This is a genomic window from Geobacillus sp. GHH01 (assembly GCF_000336445.1).
GTDB classification, from domain to species: Bacteria; Bacillota; Bacilli; order Bacillales; family Anoxybacillaceae; genus Geobacillus; species Geobacillus zalihae.
On the sequence record NC_020210.1, the window covers coordinates 507,501 to 526,938 of the forward strand.

The 19,438-nt window shown below is 51.7% G+C and carries 11 protein-coding genes, 21 tRNA genes and 2 rRNA genes (1 of these 34 running past the window's edge); 30 read left to right on the forward strand and 4 right to left on the reverse strand.

Annotated features, from left to right (window positions below):
- The 23 genes from GHH_RS02540 to GHH_RS02650 form a co-directional block, all read left to right on the forward strand.
- Positions 1–2,301 (forward strand): 23S ribosomal RNA (locus tag GHH_RS02540); it begins 628 nt to the left of the window's first position.
- A gap of 232 nt (positions 2,302–2,533) precedes the next feature.
- Positions 2,534–2,650, forward strand: a 5S ribosomal RNA gene (gene rrf / locus GHH_RS02545).
- Between the two features lie 8 nt (positions 2,651–2,658).
- Positions 2,659–2,734, forward strand: a tRNA-Val gene (locus tag GHH_RS02550).
- A 181-nt stretch (positions 2,735–2,915) separates the two neighbouring features.
- A tRNA-Met gene (locus GHH_RS02555) sits at positions 2,916–2,992 on the forward strand.
- A 5-nt stretch (positions 2,993–2,997) separates the two neighbouring features.
- Positions 2,998–3,073: transfer RNA gene (locus tag GHH_RS02560), tRNA-Asp, on the forward strand.
- A gap of 318 nt (positions 3,074–3,391) precedes the next feature.
- Positions 3,392–3,467 (forward strand) — tRNA-Phe (locus tag GHH_RS02565).
- A gap of 382 nt (positions 3,468–3,849) precedes the next feature.
- Positions 3,850–3,922: transfer RNA gene (locus tag GHH_RS02570), tRNA-Thr, on the forward strand.
- A gap of 172 nt (positions 3,923–4,094) precedes the next feature.
- A tRNA-Lys gene (locus tag GHH_RS02575) sits at positions 4,095–4,167 on the forward strand.
- Between the two features lie 7 nt (positions 4,168–4,174).
- A tRNA-Gly gene (locus tag GHH_RS02580) sits at positions 4,175–4,249 on the forward strand.
- Positions 4,250–4,254: 5 nt separating this feature from the next.
- Positions 4,255–4,340: transfer RNA gene (locus tag GHH_RS02585), tRNA-Leu, on the forward strand.
- 5 nt (positions 4,341–4,345) lie between these two features.
- A tRNA-Arg gene (locus GHH_RS02590) sits at positions 4,346–4,419 on the forward strand.
- A gap of 6 nt (positions 4,420–4,425) precedes the next feature.
- Positions 4,426–4,499 (forward strand) — tRNA-Pro (locus GHH_RS02595).
- Positions 4,500–4,507: 8 nt separating this feature from the next.
- Positions 4,508–4,580, forward strand: a tRNA-Ala gene (locus GHH_RS02600).
- A gap of 17 nt (positions 4,581–4,597) precedes the next feature.
- Positions 4,598–4,674 (forward strand) — tRNA-Met (locus GHH_RS02605).
- A 5-nt stretch (positions 4,675–4,679) separates the two neighbouring features.
- A tRNA-Ile gene (locus GHH_RS02610) sits at positions 4,680–4,756 on the forward strand.
- 19 nt (positions 4,757–4,775) lie between these two features.
- Positions 4,776–4,866: transfer RNA gene (locus GHH_RS02615), tRNA-Ser, on the forward strand.
- Between the two features lie 356 nt (positions 4,867–5,222).
- Positions 5,223–5,298 (forward strand) — tRNA-Thr (locus GHH_RS02620).
- Positions 5,299–5,305: 7 nt separating this feature from the next.
- Positions 5,306–5,378 (forward strand) — tRNA-His (locus GHH_RS02625).
- Between the two features lie 319 nt (positions 5,379–5,697).
- Positions 5,698–5,768, forward strand: a tRNA-Gly gene (locus GHH_RS02630).
- A gap of 6 nt (positions 5,769–5,774) precedes the next feature.
- Positions 5,775–5,848 (forward strand) — tRNA-Ile (locus GHH_RS02635).
- A 209-nt stretch (positions 5,849–6,057) separates the two neighbouring features.
- Positions 6,058–6,132, forward strand: a tRNA-Asn gene (locus GHH_RS02640).
- A 6-nt stretch (positions 6,133–6,138) separates the two neighbouring features.
- A tRNA-Ser gene (locus tag GHH_RS02645) sits at positions 6,139–6,231 on the forward strand.
- Between the two features lie 4 nt (positions 6,232–6,235).
- A tRNA-Glu gene (locus GHH_RS02650) sits at positions 6,236–6,307 on the forward strand.
- 302 nt (positions 6,308–6,609) lie between these two features.
- Here the strand turns inward: GHH_RS02650 and GHH_RS02655 are convergent.
- The gene (locus GHH_RS02655) at positions 6,610–7,275 is read right to left on the reverse strand and encodes a B3/4 domain-containing protein (protein ID WP_013146297.1); all 666 of its coding nucleotides are present in this window, start codon (positions 7,273–7,275) and stop codon (positions 6,610–6,612) included.
- 52 nt (positions 7,276–7,327) lie between these two features.
- Here GHH_RS02655 and queG point away from each other — a divergent pair, with 52 nt between their 5' ends.
- From queG to yhbH, 5 genes are all read left to right on the forward strand, one after another.
- Positions 7,328–8,470, forward strand: coding sequence for a tRNA epoxyqueuosine(34) reductase QueG (gene queG, locus GHH_RS02660; protein ID WP_013146296.1), 1,143 nt, complete (start codon positions 7,328–7,330; stop codon positions 8,468–8,470).
- Between the two features lie 61 nt (positions 8,471–8,531).
- On the forward strand, positions 8,532–9,395 hold the full coding sequence (locus GHH_RS02665) for an amidase domain-containing protein (protein ID WP_015373983.1): 864 nt from the start codon (positions 8,532–8,534) through the stop codon (positions 9,393–9,395).
- A 23-nt stretch (positions 9,396–9,418) separates the two neighbouring features.
- Positions 9,419–9,892 carry a tRNA (uridine(34)/cytosine(34)/5-carboxymethylaminomethyluridine(34)-2'-O)-methyltransferase TrmL gene (gene trmL, locus GHH_RS02670; RefSeq protein WP_015373984.1) on the forward strand — a complete coding sequence of 158 codons (474 nt, stop codon included), beginning with the start codon at positions 9,419–9,421 and terminating at the stop codon, positions 9,890–9,892.
- A 324-nt stretch (positions 9,893–10,216) separates the two neighbouring features.
- Complete coding sequence (locus tag GHH_RS02675; protein WP_011229990.1) at positions 10,217–12,112, forward strand: PrkA family serine protein kinase; 1,896 nt, start codon at positions 10,217–10,219, stop codon at positions 12,110–12,112.
- 308 nt (positions 12,113–12,420) lie between these two features.
- On the forward strand, positions 12,421–13,578 hold the full coding sequence (gene yhbH, locus GHH_RS02680; RefSeq protein WP_015373985.1) for a sporulation protein YhbH: 1,158 nt from the start codon (positions 12,421–12,423) through the stop codon (positions 13,576–13,578).
- A gap of 72 nt (positions 13,579–13,650) precedes the next feature.
- Here yhbH and GHH_RS02685 read toward each other — a convergent pair whose 3' ends face one another.
- On the reverse strand, positions 13,651–14,343 hold the full coding sequence (locus tag GHH_RS02685) for a hypothetical protein (protein WP_015373986.1): 693 nt from the start codon (positions 14,341–14,343) through the stop codon (positions 13,651–13,653).
- Between the two features lie 266 nt (positions 14,344–14,609).
- On the opposite strand from GHH_RS02685, the gene GHH_RS02690 reads away from it, so the two are divergent.
- Positions 14,610–15,587 (forward strand): LacI family DNA-binding transcriptional regulator, encoded by a 978-nt coding sequence (locus tag GHH_RS02690; RefSeq protein WP_033005858.1) that lies wholly within the window; start codon positions 14,610–14,612, stop codon positions 15,585–15,587.
- A 58-nt stretch (positions 15,588–15,645) separates the two neighbouring features.
- Here GHH_RS02690 and GHH_RS02695 read toward each other — a convergent pair whose 3' ends face one another.
- Together GHH_RS02695 and GHH_RS02700 are read right to left on the reverse strand one after the other, a co-directional pair.
- The gene (locus tag GHH_RS02695; protein ID WP_013523005.1) at positions 15,646–16,326 is read right to left on the reverse strand and encodes a response regulator; all 681 of its coding nucleotides are present in this window, start codon (positions 16,324–16,326) and stop codon (positions 15,646–15,648) included.
- A gap of 62 nt (positions 16,327–16,388) precedes the next feature.
- Entirely contained in the window at positions 16,389–17,966 is a 1,578-nt protein-coding gene (locus GHH_RS02700; protein ID WP_015373988.1) for a sensor histidine kinase, read from the reverse strand.
- A 312-nt stretch (positions 17,967–18,278) separates the two neighbouring features.
- On the opposite strand from GHH_RS02700, the gene GHH_RS02705 reads away from it, so the two are divergent.
- Positions 18,279–19,319 (forward strand): TRAP transporter substrate-binding protein, encoded by a 1,041-nt coding sequence (locus GHH_RS02705; RefSeq protein WP_015373989.1) that lies wholly within the window; start codon positions 18,279–18,281, stop codon positions 19,317–19,319.
- Positions 19,320–19,438 lie beyond the last annotated feature (119 nt).

Genomic DNA, 19,438 nt, shown 5'->3' on the forward strand with positions numbered 1-19,438 from the left:
CGAGTGACGATGGCGTGCGAGGTTAAGCCGAAGAGGCGGAGCCGCAGCGAAAGCGAGTCTGAACAGGGCGTGTGAGTACGTCGTCGTCGACCCGAAACCAGGTGATCTACCCATGTCCAGGGTGAAGGCCGGGTAACACCGGCTGGAGGCCCGAACCCACGCACGTTGAAAAGTGCGGGGATGAGGTGTGGGTAGGGGTGAAATGCCAATCGAACTTGGAGATAGCTGGTTCTCCCCGAAATAGCTTTAGGGCTAGCCTCGGGTTTAGGAGTCTTGGAGGTAGAGCACTGATTGGGCTAGGGGCCCCAAACGGGTTACCGAACCCAGTCAAACTCCGAATGCCAACGACTTATGCCCGGGAGTCAGACTGCGAGTGATAAGATCCGTGGTCGAGAGGGGAACAGCCCAGACCGCCAGCTAAGGCCCCGAAGTGCACGTTCAGTGGAAAAGGATGTGGAGTTGCCGAGACAACCAGGATGTTGGCTTAGAAGCAGCCACCATTTAAAGAGTGCGTAATAGCTCACTGGTCGAGTGACTCTGCGCCGAAAATGTACCGGGGCTAAACGTGCCGCCGAAGCTGCGGGATGACCGTTGGTCATCGGTAGGGGAGCGTTCTAAGGGCAGAGAAGCCAGACCGGAAGGACTGGTGGAGCGCTTAGAAGTGAGAATGCCGGTATGAGTAGCGAAAACAGAGGTGAGAATCCTCTGCGCCGAAAGCCTAAGGGTTCCTGAGGAAGGTTCGTCCGCTCAGGGTTAGTCGGGACCTAAGCCGAGGCCGAAAGGCGTAGGTGATGGACAACAGGTTGAGATTCCTGTACCACCTTCTTCCCGTTTGAGCGATGGGGGGACGCAGGAGGATAGGGCGAGCAGGCGGCTGGAAGAGCCTGTCCAAGCCGTGAGGCTGATCCGCAGGCAAATCCGCGGATCATAAGGCCAAGCGGTGACGGCGACGGAGTGATCCGGAAGTCCCCGATTTCACACTGCCAAGAAAAGCCTCTAGCGAGGGAAGAGGTGCCCGTACCGCAAACCGACACAGGTAGGCGAGGAGAGAATCCTAAGGCGCGCGGGAGAACTCTCGTTAAGGAACTCGGCAAAATGACCCCGTAACTTCGGGAGAAGGGGTGCTCTTTGGGGTGAAGAGCCCTGAAGAGCCGCAGTGAAAAGGCCCAAGCGACTGTTTATCAAAAACACAGGTCTCTGCGAAGCCGAAAGGCGACGTATAGGGGCTGACACCTGCCCGGTGCTGGAAGGTTAAGGGGAGCGCTTAGCGGAAGCGAAGGTGCGAACCGAAGCCCCAGTAAACGGCGGCCGTAACTATAACGGTCCTAAGGTAGCGAAATTCCTTGTCGGGTAAGTTCCGACCCGCACGAAAGGTGTAACGACTTGGGCGCTGTCTCAACGAGAGACCCGGTGAAATTATACTACCTGTGAAGATGCAGGTTACCCGCGACAGGACGGAAAGACCCCGTGGAGCTTTACTGCAGCCTGATATGGAATTTTGGTATCGCTTGTACAGGATAGGTGGGAGCCTGGGAAGCCGGAGCGCCAGCTTCGGTGGAGGCGGCGGTGGGATACCACCCTGGCGGTATTGAAATTCTAACCCGCACCCCTTAGCGGGGTGGGAGACAGTGTCAGGTGGGCAGTTTGACTGGGGCGGTCGCCTCCCAAAAGGTAACGGAGGCGCCCAAAGGTTCCCTCAGAATGGTTGGAAATCATTCGGAGAGTGCAAAGGCACAAGGGAGCTTGACTGCGAGACGGACAGGTCGAGCAGGGACGAAAGTCGGGCTTAGTGATCCGGTGGTTCCGCATGGAAGGGCCATCGCTCAACGGATAAAAGCTACCCCGGGGATAACAGGCTGATCTCCCCCAAGAGTCCACATCGACGGGGAGGTTTGGCACCTCGATGTCGGCTCATCGCATCCTGGGGCTGTAGTCGGTCCCAAGGGTTGGGCTGTTCGCCCATTAAAGCGGTACGCGAGCTGGGTTCAGAACGTCGTGAGACAGTTCGGTCCCTATCCGTCGCGGGCGGAGGAAATTTGAGAGGAGCTGTCCTTAGTACGAGAGGACCGGGATGGACGCACCGCTGGTGTACCAGTTGTCCCGCCAGGGGCACCGCTGGGTAGCTATGTGCGGACGGGATAAGCGCTGAAAGCATCTAAGCGTGAAGCCCCCCTCAAGATGAGATTTCCCACCGCGCAAAGCGGGTAAGATCCCTCGAAGATGACGAGGTCGATAGGTCCGAGGTGGAAGCGTGGCGACACGTGGAGCTGACGGATACTAATCGATCGAGGGCTTAACCAAGAAAAGCGCAGGCGAGCGGGTCGCCGCGACGGGCAAATGTTCTTCGCCTGCAGGGATGTTCACATCCCGAAGGCGAAGGTTATTTGACCCCGAGCGGCGGCGAGCCGGAGCTGGACAATGCGAAAAGCGCAGGCGAGCGGCTTCTTCCTGAGCACGGTTATCTAGTTTTGAGGGAATGAAAAAGTCTTGACAACAGGTCAACTTTCCTTATAATAAGACTTGTCCATTGTTGCCTAGTGGCTATGGCGGAGGGGAAACACCCGTTCCCATCCCGAACACGGAAGTTAAGCCCTCCAGCGCCGATGGTAGTTGGGGCCAGCGCCCCTGCAAGAGTAGGTCGCTGCTAGGCAATTTCGTGGAGGATTAGCTCAGCTGGGAGAGCACTTGCCTTACAAGCAAGGGGTCGGCGGTTCGATCCCGTCATCCTCCACCATCTTAATATAAAAGCTGACTTGCTTTCTCATCATCGTGGGGTGGAGCAAAGAGCCTTTGCTTCAACGAATCCGCTTCCAGTTGCCTCGACGCATCTGGCATCTTTGAATCAGCTTGTAGAGGAAGAGGCGACGAACAACAACGATAAGAGCATTGTGCAAATTAATTTACTTTCTTATCGCCGCGGGGTGGAGCAGTCCGGTAGCTCGTCGGGCTCATAACCCGAAGGTCGCAGGTTCAAATCCTGCCCCCGCAACCAAAATTGGTCCCGTAGTGTAGTGGTTAACATGCCTGCCTGTCACGCAGGAGATCGCGGGTTCGAGTCCCGTCGGGACCGCCATTCTTTCAAAATTGTGAAAGATGAAAAAATATGGCTCGGTAGCTCAGTCGGTAGAGACGAGCATCCGCATCGTCGAATCTGCTGCGAGTTGTCCCGACGCATCTGGCTTCTTCGAATGGGCTAGTAGAGGAAGGGACACAAAAATCATCAACGAACAAGGGAAAAATAAGATAAGGCTCGGTAGCTCAGTCGGTAGAGACGAGCATCTGCTTCATCGAATTCGCTTCGAGTTGCCTCGACGCATCCAGCATCGTCGAATCCGCTGGCAGAGGAAGAGGCACAAAGCGGTATCAATAGGCAGTGTGAAAAATATAATACGGCTCGGTAGCTCAGTCGGTAGAGCAAAGGACTGAAAATCCTTGTGTCGGCGGTTCGATTCCGTCCCGAGCCACCATTTTTATCATAGTTCCGAAAGAAGATTCCTGCTTCATGCAAAGCTAAGTGGGAGTAGTTCACAGACATGTCAGATGTTCAAACCACCCCGGCTTAGTTCAATGGGTAGCCACGAGCACTCGCATCGTCGAATCTGTTGCGAGTTGCCTCGACGCACAAGGCTTCCTTGAATGAGCTTGAAGAGGAAGAGGCACAACCAGGCAGACAACATGAATCACTAGCTAATTTTAAATGTGCCGGCTTAGCTCAATTGGTAGAGACGAGCATCGGCATCATCGAATTGGCTGCGAGTTGCCTCGACGCACAAGGCTTCCTTGAATGAGCTTGAAGAGGAAGAGGCACAACCAGGTAGACAACATGAGTCACTAACTAATTTTAAATGTGCCGGCTTAGCTCAATTGGTAGAGCAACTGACTTGTAATCAGTAGGTTGCGGGTTCAAGTCCTGCAGCCGGCATTCTTATTCCTTAATAACCTCTTAAGCCATTAAGACGGCAACCGCGAGCCATTAGCTCAGTAACGAGCGCTACATCTTCGAGTTCGCTTCGAGTTGTCCCGACGCATCTTGCTTCCTTGAATATGCTTGTAGAGGAAGGGACATCACTATCCTAGAGTGTTATCCAACTCGTGAGCCATTAGCTCAGTAGGTAGAGCATCTGACTTTTAATCAGAGGGTCGGAGGTTCGAGTCCTCCATGGCTCATCGTCTTGCGGAAGTAGTTCAGCGGTAGAACACCACCTTGCCAAGGTGGGGGTCGCGGGTTCGAGCCCCGTCTTCCGCTCCACTTCCGCCGGGGTGGCGGAATTGGCAGACGCACAGGACTTAAAATCCTGGGGTAGGTAACTACCGTGCCGGTTCGAGTCCGGCCCTCGGCACTTGTGCGCTCGTAGCTCAATTGGATAGAGCATCTGACTACGGATCAGAAGGTTAGGGGTTCGAATCCTCTCGAGCGCGTTTTGTCGGGAAGTAGCTCAGCTTGGTAGAGCACACGGTTCGGGTCCGTGAGGTCGCAGGTTCAAATCCTGTCTTCCCGATTTATCATGGGGCCTTAGCTCAGCTGGGAGAGCGCCTGCTTTGCAAGCAGGAGGTCATCGGTTCGATCCCGATAGGCTCCACCTTTTGACTTAAATTTGGCGGTGTAGCTCAGCTGGCTAGAGCGTACGGTTCATACCCGTGAGGTCGGGGGTTCGATCCCCTCCACCGCCACCATTATCGGACCTTTAGCTCAGCTGGTTAGAGCAGACGGCTCATAACCGTCCGGTCGTAGGTTCGAGTCCTACAAGGTCCACCATTATTATTGTTGCTTTTTTGGAGGAGTACCCAAGTGGTTGAAGGGGTCGGTCTTGAAAACCGAGAGGCGCCGCAAGGCGCGCGGGGGTTCGAATCCCTCCTCCTCCGCCATGCACTTTAAAATCATGCCGGCTTAGCTCAATTGGTAGAGACGAGCATTCGCATCGTCGAATCTGCTGCGAGTTGTCCCAACGCATCCTGCTTCTTTGAATAAGCTTGCAGAGGAAGGGACACCGAGCATTTGACTTCCTCGAATTAGCTGGGAGAGGAAGAGGCACAACCAGGCAGACAACATGAGTCACTAACTAATTTTAAATGTGCCGGCTTAGCTCAATTGGTAGAGACGAGCATCGGCATCATCGAATTGGCTGCGAGTTGCCTCGACGCACAAGGCTTCCTTGAATGAGCTTGAAGAGGAAGAGGCACAACCAGGCAGACAACATGAATCACTAGCTAATTTTAAATGTGCCGGCTTAGCTCAATTGGTAGAGCAACTGACTTGTAATCAGTAGGTTGCGGGTTCAAGTCCTGCAGCCGGCACCAGATCGAGGCGACTATGGCGAAGTGGTTAACGCACCAGATTGTGGCTCTGGCATGCGTGGGTTCGATTCCCACTAGTCGCCCTTTTCATTATATTCTATATTTGCGTGTGTAGTTTAGTGGTAAAACCTCAGCCACGAGCATTCGCATCATTGAATTAGCTTCGAGTTGCCTCGACGCATCCAGCTTCTTTGAATCGGCTGGCAGAGGAAGGGGCATGGAAGAGCGTGGCAGATGTTGACTCCAAATGATATGCGTGTGTAGTTTAGTGGTAAAACCTCAGCCACGAGCATTTGCATCATTGAATTAGCTTCGAGTTGCCTCGACGCATCCAGCTTCCTCGAATTAGCTTGCAGAGGAAGAGGCATGAAAGATTGTGATGGGTGTTTCATCAAAAATTATGCGGGTGTAGTTTAGTGGTAAAACCTCAGCCTTCCAAGCTGATGTCGTGGGTTCGATTCCCATCACCCGCTTTTTATGGGCCTATAGCTCAGCTGGTCAGAGCGCACGCCTGATAAGCGTGAGGTCGGTGGTTCAAGTCCACTTAGGCCCATTATTTTCCATTGAATGTTTTTTGGCTATTCGCTATAATAATGGGCGAACAATGCCCCATCGTTCCACAGCAAAAGCGGAGCGACGAGCTTCACATCTTCGAATTCGCTGCGAGTTGCCTCGACGCATCTCGCTTCCTTGAATTAGCTGGCAGAGGAAGAGGCAACGAGCACATTTGGAAGATGTGCATAACATATAGTTATTCATCATTCCGCAATAGCTCAGCGGTAGAGCAACCGGCTGTTAACCGGTAGGTCGTAGGTTCGAATCCTACTTGCGGAGCCATGTTACGGAGAAGTACCCAAGTGGCTGAAGGGGACGGTTTGCTAAACCGTTAGGTCGCAGTTTTGCGGCGCGCGGGTTCAAATCCCGCCTTCTCCGCCATAATGGCCCGTTGGTCAAGTGGTTAAGACACCGCCCTTTCACGGCGGTAACACGGGTTCGAATCCCGTACGGGTCACTGGTTGCTGGCACCAGAGATTCTGGTGCCCTTTTGTACAATTTCTTTTGTCGATTTTTGCGTTTTTTTCTTGCGATGCGTGTGGAAGTCTGTTATAATGTCTCTCGTTAGCTTTAAAATTATGTTATGATGCTTGGGGACAACGCAGTGTTTCGTTTCGTTAAAGAACGAGGCATTGCGTTTTTTTATTTATCACCCTAAACCGAGAAGACCCCCACTTCCACGCGTGAGCGTAGGTGGGAGAGCGTTCAAGTAGGGAGGGAGTCCCCCGTTTCCAACGGCAGGAAAGTGGGGGGAGAAGATCAAACGAACAATTGGGCGTCGGCTTCGCCGCCATGAATTTGCACAAACATCGTTTGGATGGCTTGAAGCTGGCGCTTGGCGGTTTCTTCTGGCGTTGATGGGAGAAAGTAAACGATTTGCAAAGCGTTTTTCGTTTCTCTCGTCACGGCGGTCCGCTCCGAATCGACGATCGGACTGCCAAACGGCCCTCGTTCATCTTTGCTGACGAGTTTGTTGGCAAAGTTGACTGTGCGGCCGTTTAACGCGATGTATTCATCTTGTTCCGTGCCGATCGTGAGCGTCACTGTCCCGTTGATGCGGTCTAGATCATAGATGCCGAGTGGAATTTTATAATAGAGTGAAAAAAAGTTGTTTATGTCTGCCGCTGAATGGATAGGCGGAATGAAGCTTTTTTTCTGGATGCGTCGGTACAGGCTTTCACTTGACGGTCGATAGCGGCTTGGGTCCGTTCCGATTTGTTTGAAAGTACGGCGCCATTCGACCATCTCAGGAATGTCGGCAATCGACTTTTCCTGCAGCTCGATGTAAAGAGATTCTTGAAACAGCTCAAGCCGCCCCCTTAACATTTGCGGTGAATCGCTGACCTCGATATGATGATAGCGGATGACGCCGAATTTACCAGAAGGAAGGCGTTGCTTTAGTTGTTCTGATATCACGAATTTCATCTTGATCACCTCGGATTTCATTTTATCATATATGACGAAAGGAGGGAAAACGATGGATGTTATGGCATTAAAGCGGGAAGTCATTGAGTATAGTCGGTCAATCGGCATTGATAAAATCGGATTTGCGAGCGCTGATCCGTTTGTTGAATTAAAGGAACGGCTGCGCCGCCAGCAGGAGCTCGGCTATCAGTCCGGTTTTGAGGAACCAGATATTGAGAAACGGACGAATCCTTCATTGCTTCTTCCGGAAGCAAAATCGATCATTGCCATTGCTCTTGCCTATCCGTCCAAAATGAAAAATGCGCCGCGGGGGACAAAGACGGAACGGCGCGGCGTTTTTTGCCGCGCTTCATGGGGAAAGGACTACCACGATGTGTTGCGGGAACGTTTGCAGCAGCTCGAGGAGTTTTTGCTGGCCAAAGTGCCCCATGCCCGCGTTCGCTCGATGGTGGATACCGGAGAGCTCGCCGATCGGGCGGTGGCGGAACGGGCAGGGATCGGTTGGAGCGGCAAGAACTGCTCTATTATTACACCGGAGTTTGGATCGTATGTGTATTTGGGAGAAATGATTACGAATATTCCATTTCCCCCTGATGAACCGGTTGAAAACCGATGCGGCACGTGCACGAAATGCATTGATGCCTGCCCGACCGGGGCGCTTGTACAAGGGGGACAACTGAACGCACAGCGGTGCCTTTCCTTTTTAACGCAAACGAAAGGCTTTTTGGCCGACGAGTTTCGGGAGAAAATCGGGAACCGGCTGTACGGCTGCGATACATGCCAGCAAGTCTGCCCGGAAAATAAGGGGAAAGACTTTCATTTGCATCCAGAATTCGAGCCGGATCCGGAAGCGGTAAAGCCGAAACTCATCCCGCTGCTTCAGATGAGCAACCGTGAATTTAAAGAAACATTTGGGGCCATGGCGGGTTCATGGCGTGGGAAAAAGCCGATTCAGCGCAATGCCATTCTGGCGCTCGCCCATTACAAAGACCAAACCGCGGTGCCGCACTTACTGCGTTTGTTGAAAGAGGATAGCCGTCCAGTCATCCGCGGGACGGCGGCGTGGGCGCTCGGGAAAATCGGGGATCCAAGCGCTAAGCCTTATTTGGAGGCCGCGCGGCAAACGGAGGCGGATGCCGATGTGATCGCTGAGATTGAAAAAGGACTGAAACTGTTGGCTGAGGCAAAGGAATAGGGAAAAAAACGCAGCTTCCCCACATAAGGTAGTAACAAAAACGAAAGTGGTGGAAAGCAGCATGAAAAAACAGTTGCGCGCGTGGTTGGATGAGCGAGCCCGCTCGTTTGTGTCGGAAAGCAATATCCGAAGCGAAGAGGCGGCAAGAAAGCAACGGCTTTGCCAAAAGCGCGGTGCGGAGATCGTCCGTTGCACGATCCGGGGACAAATTATCGGCAGGCAGACCATCGAGCGGGAAGCGAAAGTGATGTATATTGCCCACCATCAATTTTTAATTAAGCAAAGGGGTTCACTATATATAGAAGAACAGGTTGAGGAGCGATGCGCCTGTTTTGTTCGCGGTGAGCTTGTAGCTGATGAACCGATCAACCGGTTGGGGGGGTATATGGAGGCGCCGCGCGTCGAACGAGAGCAATGGACGGGGGAGCGTCTTTCTTACCAGTATGACCGCGCCCGGGCGGTGCGGTATGCGGAAACGTGGTGGAATCGGCATAACCCGGTGTTTCCGTCGTTTCCGGTGGATTGCACGAATTTTGTCTCTCAATGCTTGTATGCAGGCGGGGCGCCGATGACGGGCTATCCGAACCGTGCGAGGGGATGGTGGTGTCAAAACGGAAGTTGGAGTTACAGCTGGGCTGTGGCCCATGCTTTTCGTTGGTATTTGAGCGGGTCGCGCATCGGCTTGCAGGCGGTGGAAGTGGCGGAGCCAGAGCAATTGATGGCAGGCGATGTCATCTGTTATGATTTTCAAGGGGACGGACGCTTCGACCACTCAACGATTGTGGTGGCGAAAGATCAGAACGGGATGCCGCTTGTAAACGCCCATACGACAAACAGCCGCATGCGTTACTGGTCGTATGAAGATTCAAGCGCCTATACGCCAAACATTCGGTATAAATTTTTTCACATCATTGACCGCAAATAAACGATGTTGCTGAGGTGAACGAAATGCCGCTCCATGTAGTACTGTACCAACCAGAAATTCCGGCTAATACCGGGAATATCGCCCGCACATGCGCGGCTACGGATACGGCGCTTCACTTGATTCGTCCGCTTGGGTTTTCAACGGATGATAAAATGTTAAAGCGCGCCGGGCTTGATTATTGGCCGTATGTCAATATTTCGTATTATGACTCGCTTGACGAACTATTCGCCCGCTTTCCGGAAGGGGAGTTTTATTTCATTACGAAATTCGGGCGCCGGTATTATGATTCGTTTGATTTCAGCGATACAGAAAAACATATTTTCTTTGTGTTCGGCCGTGAAACGACCGGATTGCCGAAGGAGCTGCTTGAGGCCAATATGGATCGTTGCCTTCGCATCCCGATGAATGACAAAGTGCGCTCGTTAAACTTGTCGAACACGGCGGCCATTTTAGTGTACGAAGCGTTGCGCCAACAACGGTTTTATGGGTTGTCATAAACAAAAAAACGACCTTCGCTCTGGAGGTCGTTTTTTTGGTCTTATTGTCTGACGCCTGGTTTGTCTTCATAGCCAGCGGTGAAAATGGCCGTCAAAAACGCAATAATAACCCCTAGCACAAGCAACGTGCGCATCGTTTGTTCCTCCTTCATAATGAAAGTGGCAGGCGTTTCCCTCTTTATTATAGCGAATATGGCCAAGCATGTGAATGACCGCAGCTGGTTGTTAGGAGACAAAATTTTTTTTGCGGCGAATGATACGGGACATCCTCGCATAAATTGTAATAATCTTGCTGTTAGACATCCAAGGGTGAGGAGGTCCTTTATGGATATTTTGCAAAAAATCGCCCGGTATCGGGAAGAAGAAGAAAAGTTGAAATGGGAAGGAACGTTTGCCGAGTATTTAAAGATTTTAAAAGAAAAGCCGTGGGTGGCCCAGTCGGCTCATTCGCGTGTTTATAATATGATCAAAGATGCTGGGGTCGAAGAGGTGAATGGGCGGAAACGATATAAGTTTTTCAGCCAGCACCTGTTCGGGCTTGAGGAGGCGCTTGAGCGGCTCGTTGAGGAATATTTCCACCCGGCGGCGAAGCGGCTTGATGTGCGGAAACGGATTTTGCTGCTGATGGGGCCGGTCGGCGGCGGGAAGTCGACGTTGGTAACGCTCCTGAAGCGCGGGCTTGAGGAGTACTCCAAAACGGAGCGCGGAGCCGTTTATGCGATTAAAGGGTGCCCGATGCATGAAGACCCGCTTCACCTCATTCCTCACCATTTGCGCGACGATTTTTACCGTGAGTACGGCATTCGCATTGAAGGTGAGCTGTCGCCGCTCAATATGATGCGGCTTGAGAAAGAGTACGGCGGACGCATTGAAGACGTGCTGGTGGAGCGTATTTTCTTCTCGGAAAACCGCCGCGTCGGCATCGGGACGTTCAGTCCGTCTGACCCAAAATCGCAAGACATCGCCGATTTAACGGGAAGCATTGATTTTTCAACGATCGCGGAATACGGTTCCGAGTCTGACCCGCGCGCGTATCGGTTTGACGGCGAGCTGAACAAAGCCAACCGCGGGATTATGGAATTTCAAGAGATGTTAAAGTGCGATGAAAAATTTCTTTGGCATTTGCTGTCGCTGACGCAAGAAGGCAATTTCAAGGCTGGGCGGTTTGCTTTAATCAGCGCCGATGAATTGATCATCGCGCATACGAACGAAACGGAATATCGGTCGTTCATTGCCAACAAAAAGAACGAGGCGCTCCATTCGCGTATCATCGTCATGCCGATTCCGTACAACTTGCGCGTCTCGGAAGAAGAGCGCATTTATGAAAAAATGATCCGCGAAAGCGACGTCGCCGACGTGCATATCGCCCCGCACACGCTGCGGATTGCGGCTATGTTTACGATTTTGACGCGGCTGAAAGAATCGAAGCGGCCGGATGTGGATTTATTGAAGAAAATGCGCTTGTATGATGGCGAAATGATTGAAGGATTCAGCGAGGTCGATGTGGAGGAGCTGAAAAAGGAGCATCCGGATGAGGGGATGAGCGGCATCGACCCACGCTATGTCATCAACCGCATTTCTGCCTGCATCATCCGCAAAGGAGTGCCGTCGATCAATGCGCTTGACGTGCTTCGTTCGTTGAAAGAAGGATTGGATCAGCATCCGTCGATCACGAAGGAAGACCGCGAGCGGTATTTGAATTTCATTTCGCTCGTGCGCAAGGAGTATGATGAAATCGCAAAACAAGAAGTGCAAAAGGCGTTCGTCTATTCGTATGAAGAGTCAGCGAAAACGTTGATGGATAACTATTTGGACAACGTCGAGGCGTACTGCAACAAGACGAAACTGCGCGATCCGCTTACGGGTGAGGAAATGAATCCGGATGAAAAGCTGATGCGCTCGATCGAGGAACAAATCGGCATTTCCGAAAATGCGAAAAAAGCGTTTCGCGAAGAAATTTTAATTCGCATTTCGGCATATGCACGAAAAGGACAGCGGTTTGATTATAATTCACATGAACGGTTGCGGGAAGCGATCCAGAAGAAATTGTTTGCGGATTTAAAGGACATTGTCAAAATTACAACGTCGACGAAAACACCGGATGAGCAGCAGTTGAAAAAAATTAACGAAGTCGTCGCCCGCCTCATTGATGAATACGGGTACAACTCCACGTCAGCCAATGAATTGCTCCGTTATGTCGGCAGCTTGTTGAACCGCTAGGCATGCCTCAAGCGCTGAGGCATGCTTTTTTTATCCTCCTCCCCTGTCTGACCGAGTTGCACAGGGAGGGTCGAGCGAAGACGACGCAGCGAGCTTCGCTAAAAGGAAGCGAACAAGAGGGCGCGAAGCTGATAATCGGGCTTGTCTACTTTTCTATTTTCCTCATTCATTGGTCAATTATTTTGAATTTTTGCATACGATAAAATAAACCAACTTGGCATCGTGATGGCCCGTTTTGATGACGCCAACATAAGTATATGCGGGAAAGCGAAAAGTGTGAAAATGATTTTTTCAAAGGAGGGGAAAACATGAAGGGGAATTTTGTTGTATCGAAAGAAGACTGGTCCCTCCACCGCAAAGGATATGATGATCAAAAGCGCCATCAAGAAAAAGTGAAGGAAGCGATCAAAAACAATTTGCCCGACTTAATTACGGAAGAAAGCATTATCATGTCCAACGGGCGCGATGTGATTAAAATTCCGATCCGCTCGCTCGATGAATACAAAATCCGCTACAATTATGAGAAAAACAAACACGTCGGCCAAGGAAACGGAGACAGCCAAGTCGGCGATGTCGTGGCCAGAGACGGAAGCGGGGAGGGGCAAGGGCCAGGAAAAGGCCAAGGGGCTGGCGATTTGCCGGGCCAAGATTATTACGAGGCTGAAGTGTCGTTGATGGAAATCGAAGAAGCGCTCTTCAGCCAACTGGAGCTGCCGAACTTGCAACGAAAAGAGCTGGATCAAAATGTAACTCAACATATCGAATTTAATGACATCCGCCGCACCGGACTGATGGGGAACATCGATAAGAAGCGGACGATGCTCGCTGCCTTCAAGCGCAATGCCATGAATGGCAAACCAGGTTTTTATCCGATTTACCGCGAAGATTTGAAGTTTAAAACGTGGAACGAAGTCGTCAAGCCAGAATCGAAGGCGGTCGTCTTGGCGATGATGGACACAAGCGGATCGATGGGCATGTGGGAAAAATATATGGCACGCAGCTTTTTCTTCTGGATGACGCGCTTTTTGCGCACGAAATATGAAACCGTTGAGATCGCCTTTATCGCCCACCATACGGAAGCGAAAGTTGTCAGCGAGGACGAATTTTTCACGAAAGGGGAAAGCGGCGGGACGATTTGCTCATCCGCCTACCGCAAGGCGCTTGAACTGATCGAAACGAAGTATTCTCCGTCGCGCTACAACATTTATCCGTTCCACTTCTCCGACGGCGACAACTTGACATCGGACAATGCCCGTTGCGTGAAGCTTGTTCAAGAGCTGATGAAAGTGTCGAACATGTTTGGGTACGGGGAAGTCAACCAGTACAACCGCCATTCCACGCTCATGTCGGCGTATCGCAATATTAAAGACGAAAAATTCCGCTATTATATTTTGAAGCAAAAATCGGATGTGTTCCATGCGATGAGAACATTTTTCCGCAAAGAAGAAAGCAAGCAGCTCGTTTGACCCTCTTCATATGGCGAAAAGAGGGTTTTTCTTTTTGGAAAGGCGGGAGGGCGAGGCCCTCCCTAAAATAAGTTATTGCTTTTGCAGCGTCGCCGCCATGGCGAGTACGGCGCCAAGCACGTCTTCGTTGCTTGGAGCGTGCACGGTCAATAGCATCGGCGTTGGTTGGGCGCTGGCGATGACATGAACGGTGACACCGTCCGCTTGGGCAGTGTACCAAACGGCATCAGCGAACGGCTTAGGCAATCCGTTCGTTTGTTGGCGGGCGGCGTTGGCGTCAACCGCTTGGGCATGTTCTTGCGCTAGTTGCTCGTAGTTTGTTTCCCCCTCCGAAAGCAAGCGGATGCGGGCGAATGCGTCGCCATGAAGCAAGACATCGGCGCCCGGTTCTTCGGCGTCAAGGGTCCATCCTTCCAAAACATAGAGGGAAAAATGTTGATTGTCGCTCGTTTGCAGCGTTGCCGTTTTCGTGATGGTTTGTTTCCCTTCTTGATAGGACAAGGAAACGGTCGGTTGTGAAGCAGCAGATTGCTCTTCTTTTGTCGTTGATTGCTCTTCCTCTTTCCCGGTTGGTGATGTTTGCTCTTTTGCTTCTTTCGAGGAAGAATGTTCTGTGGATGACGGCGCATCAGACGATGGTTTTGGATCGTCGGCTGTCTGCTCTTCCTTTGCCGCCTGTGTCGTCTCGTGCTCTTTCGTTCCACAGCCAACCAGCAAGACGGAGGCGACAGCGAGAGAGAACAACAGTTTCCAGTATCGAATCATGTTCATTCCTCCCTACGTTCCATATACCCCCCATTATACCAATTGAAACGGTGGAAACAAACAGACTCGTTTCCCTATTTTTTTGTTTGTTTCGCGTGCAAGGCGATATGCGCCCCGCCCCAAACAGCGGCGACGAGCAGAATGAGTGAAGCCAATCCGCAAAGCATGCGGTCACCTCCTCGTGTATACTAGAACTAGATGGCAGGATGAATGTAATGTATGAAACGCGTTTCAAGTCAAGAGCTTTTATGGAGGGAAGTGGGAACGTGGCGAACATCCGTGATTTGGCGAAAGAAGCGGGTGTGTCGGTGGCCACTGTATCGAGGGTATTGAACGGATATCCGTATGTGAGCGAGGAAAAGCGGAAGGCAGTTTGGGAAGCAGCCCAGAAGCTTCAATATGTGAAAAATATTCAAGCCGTTCACTTGGCGAAGGGAAGAACAGCGATTGTCGGGGTCATGCTTCCGTACATTCACCATCCTTATTTTTCCGCTGTAATCGAAGGGATTTCCAAAGAGGCGCTTCGTTATGGTTACCAGTTGCTTTTGTTTCAGACAAACTATGAGGTGGAAAGGGAGCTTGAGGCGTTGGAACGGCTGCGGATGAAGCAAATGGATGGGTTGATCGTATGTTCCCATGAAGTGGACTGGGAAGCGTTTGCGGCTTATCAGGAAGACGGTCCCATTGTTTTATGTGAGCAGGTGGAAAGGTATGATTTTTTCACTGTCTATATCGATCACTACCAAGCGTTTGTCCAAGCGCTTCGCTACTTGATCAAAAAGGGGCACCGGCGCATCGGTTATTGCATCGGAAGAATGACCGGGCCGAACAGCCAAGCGAGGGCAGGGGCGTACCAGGATGTGTTGCGTGAAGTCGGCGTCCTTCCTCGTCGGCAGTGGGTTTTCGATGGTTGTCTATTTCTTGAAGATGGAAAGCGGGTTATGGAGCAATGGATCGCGATGGAGGAGAGGCCGAGCGCGTTGCTTGTGACGAGTGACCAAGTGGCGGCCGGAATCGTGCTCCATGCGCGCCGAATCGGGGTGCGCATTCCAGATGAGCTTGCCGTTATTGGTTTTGATAATGATCCATTGGCCGAAATGCTGGGCATTACAACCGTGGCACTCCCCCATTTTACGCTCGGGGAAAGAGCGTTCCGCCTTCTTCACCATTGGCTGGAGACAGGCCGTGTGGCGCGAAAACAGGAAGAGCTGCCTGCCCGGTTGCTGGTGCGGGATACGGCATAATAAGGCCTGGCTTTCCGTCTCTGACAACCAGCTTAAAGCCAAGTGAAACGGCGCCGTGTTATGTTGCTTTCAGATGGTACCGATTCACTGGTCGTCCGACGCCGCCGTATTGAACATCGAGCACGACTTTTCCTGTTTTCTCAAGGTACTCCAAATAGCGGCGGGCGGTGACGCGGGCGATGCCGACTCCTTCGGCCACTTCCTCGGCGGAAACGGGGAAGCGGTGCCCGCGCAAATAGGCGATCACTTTTTCCAATGTGACCTCATTCAGTCCTTTCGGAAGCTCGGAGGACGGTCCGGCCGGTTGTTCAGCCGCCCGCCTTAGGGCATCGAGTTCCACCTGGGTGAGCGATTCCTTTTCCGCAAGCGACCGGCGGAACGTCCGATAATTTTCCAACGCCTGTTTGAGCCGTTCAAATTTGAACGGTTTCACAATGTAATCGAAGGCGCCGTTTTGCAGGACGCGGCGCACCGTTTCAATGTCGCTCGCCGCGGTAATGGCGATGATATCGACTTCATGGCCGCGGGCGCGGATTTGTTTTAATGTTTCAAGGCCGTCCAGCTGCGGCATGTAAATATCGATCATTGCTAAATCCGGGTGCAGCTCGTCGATGAGGCGGAGTCCTTCTTCACCGTTTCCAGCGAGGCCGATGACGGTGAAGCCGTCGACTTGTTCAATCATTTGCCGATTCACTTCTTGCACCATCGGGTCATCCTCGATCAACAACACGCGATACATAGCCTTTTCCTCCTTCGTCTCGACGGGGGTGTCTTTCGCGGCCGCCGTTGCCTAAATGGACCTCACATGTCAAAGGTCACCGTAAACACCGTTCCTTTCCCCTTTTCCGACTGCACATCGATGCGCCCGTTTCCCTTTTCCACAATTTGCTTCACCAAATACAAGCCGATGCCTCGACCGCTCTCCCCTTTGGTTGAAAAGCCTTCATCAAAAATGCGGTTGATATGCTCACGGGCAATGCCTTGGCCGTTGTCTTCGACCGAGAGGGAACAAATGTCTTCATTTTGTTCGATGCTGATGTAAATTTCTTTTTCCCGGTCGGTTACATCACGGAACGCGTCGAAGGCGTTTTCAATTAAATTGCCAAGGAGAACAACAAAATCATGGTGATCGAGATGCGGCGGAAAGCGGTGCAGCCGGCTGTGCCGATCGATGGTCACGCGGATGCCGAGCTCCTTGCCGCGGCGGATTTTGCTTAAGAGCAATCCAGAAATGCTTTCGTCCTTAATGTTGCGGCTTAAAAACTGTGTCAGTTCTGCTTGTTCCTCCGTGACTTGGAAGACGTACTCGAGCGCCTTTTCGATATGGCCGAGCTGGATGAGGCCGGCGATCGTATGAAGCTTATTCATGTATTCATGATTTTGCACGCGCAAGGCGTGGACAAACGCCTTGACGCCCGTCAGTTCTTCGGCGAGTCTCTTCACTTCCGTCCGGTCTTGGAAAATGGCGATGGCGCCGACCGTTTTCCCGTTGACTTTGATCGGGATGCGGTTGCTCCAAATCGTTAAATTGCCGATCTGCAACTCCTTATTGTAAATCGGCTTGTTTACTTCCAAGATTTCCGGAAGGTGTGTGTCTGGAATGACGGAACGGATCGACCGGCCGATGACATCCCCTTTGACGCCGAGCATTTGTTTTGCCCGGTCGTTGAAGATGGTAATGTTTTCATCGCTGTCAATGGCGATGACGCCTTCGTGCATGGCGTTAAACGCTTCCGTCCGTTCGATCAGCAGCTTGGCGATCTCATGCGGTTCCAGCTCAAACATTTGCCGCTTGATATGGGAGGCGAGCAGCCATGCACCAATTCCACCGACAACGAGCGACAAAACGACCGCTACGGCAGCTTCTTCTTTCAAAGAATCAATGGCTTCAAAAAACGTCGGCAACCGGTAGGCGGCGATGACGACGCCAATTTGTTCGTGATCGCTGTTCATAATGGGAACGAAGGCGCGAACCACTGTCCCGATTTCCCCGCGGGCTTTGGAAGTGTACGTATGTTCGGCAAATGCCGGCCCCTCATCAGCACCGCGGGAGATCGTGCCGATCATTGCCGGAAGCGGATGGGAGAGGCGCACTTTGTTCATATCGAGAACGACGATATAGTCGGCGCTGTGAATGACGCGCACCCGCTCGACGACCGGATTGATCAGCGCCCGGCTTTGTTTGTTTCCGACAATATGGCGCCTGACTTCGGGCAGCTCGGAGACGGTGCGCGCGGTCAATAAGGCGCGCTGGCTGAGTTCCTCCTCCTTTGTATGGAAAAAGTCGCTGATGATGAATGCACCGCTCAGCAACATGGAAAAGCTGACGATGGCGAAAATCAACATCGTAATTTTCCAGCGAATCGGCAGCCGGTTCATGGCGGAACTCCTTTTTGGCAGTCGTGATGGCTGTTGGACATGCCATATGAATCGGGAAAGGAATAAATCAACGTTTTTTTCATTATACCAAATCTTCTTGAATGGAAAGAAACGAAAGGTGTAAAATGGCGGTGGGGAACAAATATTCTGCCCGCCAGCATAGAAGATGGTGCATACGTAAGGCGTGGCGATTGCTGCTTTCAAACCGAATCGGTGGGCTCCAGCCGCTTTTTTGCTTCAATGATTCGAGTCGGCGGGGAGCATTCCGTTGGAGTGCCATTTTAGCAATAGGATGGAAGAATGGTGTGAACAATGGGGAAAAAGTGGAGAGCATGGACAATCCTTTTGTTTGTCGGCCTCGGTCTAGTCGGCTGGGCAGCTAGCCGTCAACTGGGACGTGAACCACTTGTTTATGACGACGAGCAAAAAGGATTGGAAAAGCAAATCATTATTTATTTCAGCCATGTCGTAGCAGAGAATACGCCAAAAGGGCTGGCGGCGCAAAAGTTTGCCGAGCTTGTCGAGCAAAAAACAAACGGCCGCGTCAAAGTCGAAGTGTTCCCGAACGGCTCGCTTTATTCGGATGGGGAAGAGCTTGATGCGCTGTTGCGCGGCGACGTGCAAATGATCGCGCCATCATTTTCAAAGGTGACAGAGCTTGTCCCCGAATGGCAAGTGCTCGATTTGCCGTTTTTGTTCCGCGATGAGGACGACGTGCGCCGCGTGTTTACTGGAAAAGTGGGCGCCGAGCTGCTTCGGATGCTGGAGGCAAAAGGAATGAAAGGACTGGCGTTTTGGAGCAATGGATTTAAGCAAATGATGAGCACAACCCGTCCGCTCATCGCCCCTGACGATTTTCGCGGCTTGCGTTTTCGCATTATGCCGAGCGAAGTGATTGAAAAGCAGTTTCGCTTGCTTGGCGGTGAACCGATTGCCGTTTCATTTGACCGCGTTTATCAGGAGCTTGAACAGCATAAGTTTGATGGGCAGGAAAATACGATTTCCAATATTTATTCGAAAGGGTTTTACAAATTTCAACCGTATATTACGATCAGCAATCACGGATATCTCGGGTACGCCGTCATGATGAATCAGTCATTTTGGGACCATTTGCCGAAAGACATCCAGCAAAACATAACCGAAGCGATGGCTGAAGCGACGCGTTGGAATTTAGAGCAGTCGAAAGAGCAAAACGAACGGGAGCTCAAGCAGCTCGAGCGGCGTGAAGATGTCTTCCTTTACCGGCTGTCGGAAGAGGAGAAACGGAAATGGGAGCAGAAGTTCGCCCCGCTGTACGACGAGTTTACGAGGCAGTTTGGTTCCGGGCTTTTGAATGAAATTAGAGGATCGTAATAGGCTTCCGCGGGCGGAAGCTTTTTTGTTTTTGAACAGCAAAAAAGTGGCTCTTCACCAAAAGTTGTACTTGATTTTTTCTGAACATACCCTATTTACGCTTGTGAAGGAAAACCAAC